Consider the following 3,928-nt stretch of genomic DNA (forward strand, 5'->3'; position numbering starts at 1 on the left):
GTCCATCGAAAGTGAATTGCTCATCCAACACCCTCCCCAAGGAGAATGAATCAGAAAAAAGGTCCCGTGGGAATCTCCTGCGATTCAATCGTCAATGGCGACGCTGTAATCGAGAGGACGGGCTCGCGTCGGAGCCGATGAGAGAAAGCCGTTCAATTGGATTGAGATGAGGGCAGTAGGGCGGCAACTGGATCAAATGGATACGGCAAGCTGTCCTGGCGAGGAAGGCTCTGACATCGGGCCCTTTGTGGTAGGCAGCGTTGTCCCAGATGACATGAATGATGCGCTTATCGGGGTTGCGCTCCTCAATCTTGGTTAGAAGCTATGCTGCACTGACCCCATCAACGATCGTGGGCTCGACGAAGGGTGCATCGAAGGTTTCGAGGTTTACAGCCCCATGGATGTTCACCCGACCGCGCCCTGCCGTGCTGAGAACCGCTGGATTTGATCCAACCTTCACCCAGCCAAATGCAGGCTTGGTCTGGTATTCCGGATGCACCGCATCGGCGAAGTAAACGGCTTCATCTGCCGGTAACTCACGCATCAGGCGCTCGTAGAATGCGATGAAAGCTGCCTGTTTTTCCACGGATGCTACGCGCGGCAGGGGTTTGGGCTTGCGGTATTCAAAGCCCAGTCGGGCCAGAAGTTTGATGCAGCAAGAATGGGAATAGTTCAGCCCGCACTCAGCTGCAACATGAGCTCTGATCTCTACCGTCGAGCGACAGAAGCGGGCTTCCAGCCAAGCGCATAACGCAACCTCTTGTGCCTGCGTCATACGGGACTGGCTGCCTTTCCAGCCGTCGAAGGCAAGCGCATCCCAACCATCTTGTAGGTAGGTTTTATGCCAGCCGCGGATGGTATCGTCGTCCAAGTAGAGAAACTTTGCGATCCGAGCACAGCTTTCCCCGTCGTCGAGCAGCAGGATCGCATTTGCCCGGCGGGCAATACCGTGGTCCTTACGCTGGCGACGCACGCAAGCCTCAAGCTCGATACGGTCTGCTGAGGAAAGAAAGCCGGGACGGATCATAGGCATAGCTGAATCGTTCCAAGCCCAACCGTCAAGCCATCAAATTCGGCTTCCGCAAAACTCGGAGTATAAACTCACCGTTCTTTCTTACGGGATCCGAAATAGCCTGTGCAAATCGGCCAGATCAGATCCAGCAAGTCGCGACCGTGGTTCGTTCTGACTTATTCGGCCCCAAGATGGTCTGTGGTAAATAGCATGTCCTCGCCTGCGCCGGAATGGCAGGCGATGCACCCTGCATCCATTCCTTTGGCCACCTTGCCGGCCAAACGCATACCTTTCGGGTTCTTGTCCAGAGAGCCGTCCGGCAAATATTTGACCCAGAACCAGTCAGCATTCTCCGGATCAAATCCTGCCTCACGCCGGAACATGGCAGTGACCGCACCGAGATGCTTGTCGGGATCGTCAAGTACTTCATCAATGCTGACACCTTCGGGCCCATAGTTGCGCTTGATCACCAGATCACCCGAATGGCCCTCAACGGTCGCCGTCGTGTACAGCGTCTCCAACATCATCCCATGCGGTGCAACACCCTCATAGGGAAACGTTCGGATCATCCCATCGCCGGCAAGTTTCATCTCTTCCATGATTGACCAAAGCTTGGCGGCATACTCGGCATCCGCGTCAGTTCCGAAAGGAGCGTCTTGCGCCATGGCTAAACTTGCGCTGACCGCCAGAACGGTCAGACCACCACCAATTCCTTTTACCGTGTTCATGAACTCTCTCCCTTTGATGAAACATCAAGTTTGAACCGATTCGCAGTTTGATGGGGTAACAATTTCTTGTTCGCTCTGGGCGTGACTGCCTTTGACCTTCCACATCCAATATTGCAGTCTTTCGTCATGAAAATGGGAACTTTATGCTTAGCGGCGCTCTTGTCGAGTACAAGCTTAGCCGCCGCAGAAAAAGAAATCTTGGAGATGGACACGGTCTGCGTGCGCAACGCCAGTGCTAACAAGCATTTATTCGTTGCAGAAGCTCCGAATGGGCGGCGCGAGATTGCTGAATTGGCGCCGGGGGGGATGCTTTGCGTTAGTGGCGCAGAAGCGGGGGAAACAGGTGTGGTTTCAGTTTTTGAAGACCAGGATGCTTTTGAAGGTTGTTCCCGTCTCGTTCCAGCTGGCCGAACAGAAGATATGATCAAATACGTAGATTTTGACAGATGCTTCTGGAGTTCCAATAGCTGAAATTCAGCGGTGGTTACCAATTACAATAAGGAAGAATAATTATGATGAACGACTCCAAATTATTACCCGCCAAACCGACCCCAAACATGACCTTGCGGACGGTGGACGGTAGCGAGGTAAGTCTTGGTGGGAAAGGGCGATGGCAGGTCGCTGTGGTTTATCGCGGTAGCCACTGCCCTCTGTGCCGCAAATATCTCGAGACACTCGGCGAGCTTCTGGAGGACTTTCGAGAAGCGGGCATAGAAGTTATCGCCATTTCCGGCGATCCGCTTGAGCGTGCCAAGGAAGAGGCGTCCGAAGAGGGTTGGCAGTTTCCTGTGGCTTGCGAGCTGTCGCAGGACCAGATGCGCCAACTCGGACTCTACATTTCCGAACCACGTTCGCCGCAGGAGACCGACCGAAATTTTCCGGAGCCAGGTCTTTTTGTCACTAATCCCGATGGGGTCCTGCAGATCGTGGATATATCGAACGCGCCATTTTCGCGTCCCGATCTTCAAGGTGTTCTCAACGGACTGAAGTTCATTCAGGAAAAGGACTACCCGATCCGCGGGACTGCCTACTGAGTATGGCCGCAACGCCTCTGGCGGTCTGCTCTCGAAGGTGCTGGCTTGGAGAAAACATGCCAGCACTTACATCTATTCACGGTAGTCTACCTGCCTTAGCTCGACTTTGTCCGTTTTTAGGTCAGGTCCAAGTCCAGAAGATACCCTCGTTTGCGATGAATTCGAGTGCGTCGCTGAGAGGCAGGACGACGCCGCCCATGTCATCGACATCTTCCCATCTGCGGCGGTGTGACCAATAACCAAGCCTGACTTCATCACCATTTCCGGTTGGCTTTGCCTTGCGATTGTTGCATCGGTGTTCAGCAGATAGAGGTGATAGCTGCCCTTGTCTGTATAATAGCCGACACCGCCCCCATTGGCGGCGTCAAAGGCCTCGATGCGTTCGGCAGTGCTGTCATTTTTCATGAGTCCCATATAGCCGACGGGCCGTTTCAGGTCAGGTGATTCACTTCGCCGCAGACAGCGGACTTGCATGATGCGCGGCGAAGGATTCGAAGCATGGGATGACACATCATCCTGATTTTCTGTCCTCACACGGGGATCCTGTCCCCCAGATCCTACGCGTTTGGATGCAGGCCTTTCGGTCTCAGTTCACCACCCCGAGCTGGGAACATGTGCTTGTTTTGATTATGGGCTGTAGCGCGACAAACTTGATGAGAAGAGCGCGTCAATCAGGATGAGAATCCTTGGTCGCGACGCTTGAGAAGATGCCGCCCTTTTCTGTCGCGATCAAGGTGTTTGTGATTTTGATTGTCGCGGCGCGTCAATCAGTTTTGACGTTGGCCGGTGTAGCTCTTTGAGCAGGCCGCCCTGGCCCCTTTGCCTTTTCGGCAGCTCTGCGCCGGTAACCGGTGCCAGCCGCGCCGCCGTCCAGCGTAACCTCGGCTGGATGGAAGCGCACAGCCTGATCCGCGAGGTGACAGGGCAGGGGCGCTATCGAATTTGGCGTATTTGAACAAACAGATGGTACGGTCGGGCACTTTCTCAAAGATGCTGAGAAAATATCGACGCCAAGACGTTTTCAGCATTATGGCGCTGGTTGCGCCGAGATATAGCTGAAAGTTGGTGATGGCCCCTGAGGGGCGGCATATCATGGCGGTGTTCACGCGCCGTCAATTCTCCGAAGAGAAAGGGATATGCCACATGACCAAGAC

At 54.3% G+C, this 3,928-nt stretch carries 6 protein-coding genes; 2 read left to right on the forward strand and 4 right to left on the reverse strand.

The genetic code is table 11. The annotated features are described in order from the left end of the window. Positions 1 to 91 precede the first annotated feature (91 nt). The 3 genes from V8352_RS21400 to V8352_RS21410 form a co-directional block, all read right to left on the reverse strand. The gene (locus V8352_RS21400; RefSeq protein WP_336426287.1) at positions 92 to 310 is read right to left on the reverse strand and encodes a transposase; all 219 of its coding nucleotides are present in this window, start codon (positions 308 to 310) and stop codon (positions 92 to 94) included. 12 nt (positions 311 to 322) lie between these two features. After that, positions 323 to 1,027: a helix-turn-helix domain-containing protein gene (locus V8352_RS21405; RefSeq protein ID WP_336426282.1), complete on the reverse strand. Its 705-nt coding sequence runs from the start codon at positions 1,025 to 1,027 to the stop codon at positions 323 to 325. 161 nt (positions 1,028 to 1,188) lie between these two features. Next, positions 1,189 to 1,740 (reverse strand): hypothetical protein, encoded by a 552-nt coding sequence (locus tag V8352_RS21410; protein WP_336426283.1) that lies wholly within the window; start codon positions 1,738 to 1,740, stop codon positions 1,189 to 1,191. 66 nt (positions 1,741 to 1,806) lie between these two features. Here V8352_RS21410 and V8352_RS21415 point away from each other — a divergent pair, with 66 nt between their 5' ends. Both V8352_RS21415 and V8352_RS21420 read left to right on the forward strand, forming a co-directional pair. Further along, positions 1,807 to 2,211, forward strand: a complete 405-nt coding sequence (locus V8352_RS21415; protein WP_336426284.1) for a hypothetical protein — start codon at positions 1,807 to 1,809, stop codon at positions 2,209 to 2,211. 41 nt (positions 2,212 to 2,252) lie between these two features. Continuing rightward, positions 2,253 to 2,774, forward strand: coding sequence for a peroxiredoxin-like family protein (locus V8352_RS21420; RefSeq protein ID WP_336426285.1), 522 nt, complete (start codon positions 2,253 to 2,255; stop codon positions 2,772 to 2,774). A 72-nt stretch (positions 2,775 to 2,846) separates the two neighbouring features. Here V8352_RS21420 and V8352_RS21425 read toward each other — a convergent pair whose 3' ends face one another. After that, positions 2,847 to 3,179, reverse strand: a complete 333-nt coding sequence (locus V8352_RS21425) for a hypothetical protein (protein ID WP_336426286.1) — start codon at positions 3,177 to 3,179, stop codon at positions 2,847 to 2,849. Between the last annotated feature and the right edge of the window lie 749 nt (positions 3,180 to 3,928).

This window comes from Roseovarius sp. D0-M9 (genome assembly GCF_037083805.1).
GTDB lineage: Bacteria > Pseudomonadota > Alphaproteobacteria > Rhodobacterales > Rhodobacteraceae > Roseovarius.

What these genes read in the sequence shown, in the direction of transcription:
- V8352_RS21405 (WP_336426282.1), bottom strand. Translation starts at nt 1,027, where the DNA reads ATGATCCGTCCCGGCTTTCTTTCCTCAGCAGACCGTATCGAGCTTGAG.
- V8352_RS21410 (WP_336426283.1), bottom strand. Translation starts at nt 1,740, where the DNA reads ATGAACACGGTAAAAGGAATTGGTGGTGGTCTGACCGTTCTGGCGGTC.
- V8352_RS21420 (WP_336426285.1), top strand. Translation starts at nt 2,253, where the DNA reads ATGATGAACGACTCCAAATTATTACCCGCCAAACCGACCCCAAACATG.
- V8352_RS21425 (WP_336426286.1), bottom strand. Translation starts at nt 3,179, where the DNA reads ATGAAAAATGACAGCACTGCCGAACGCATCGAGGCCTTTGACGCCGCC.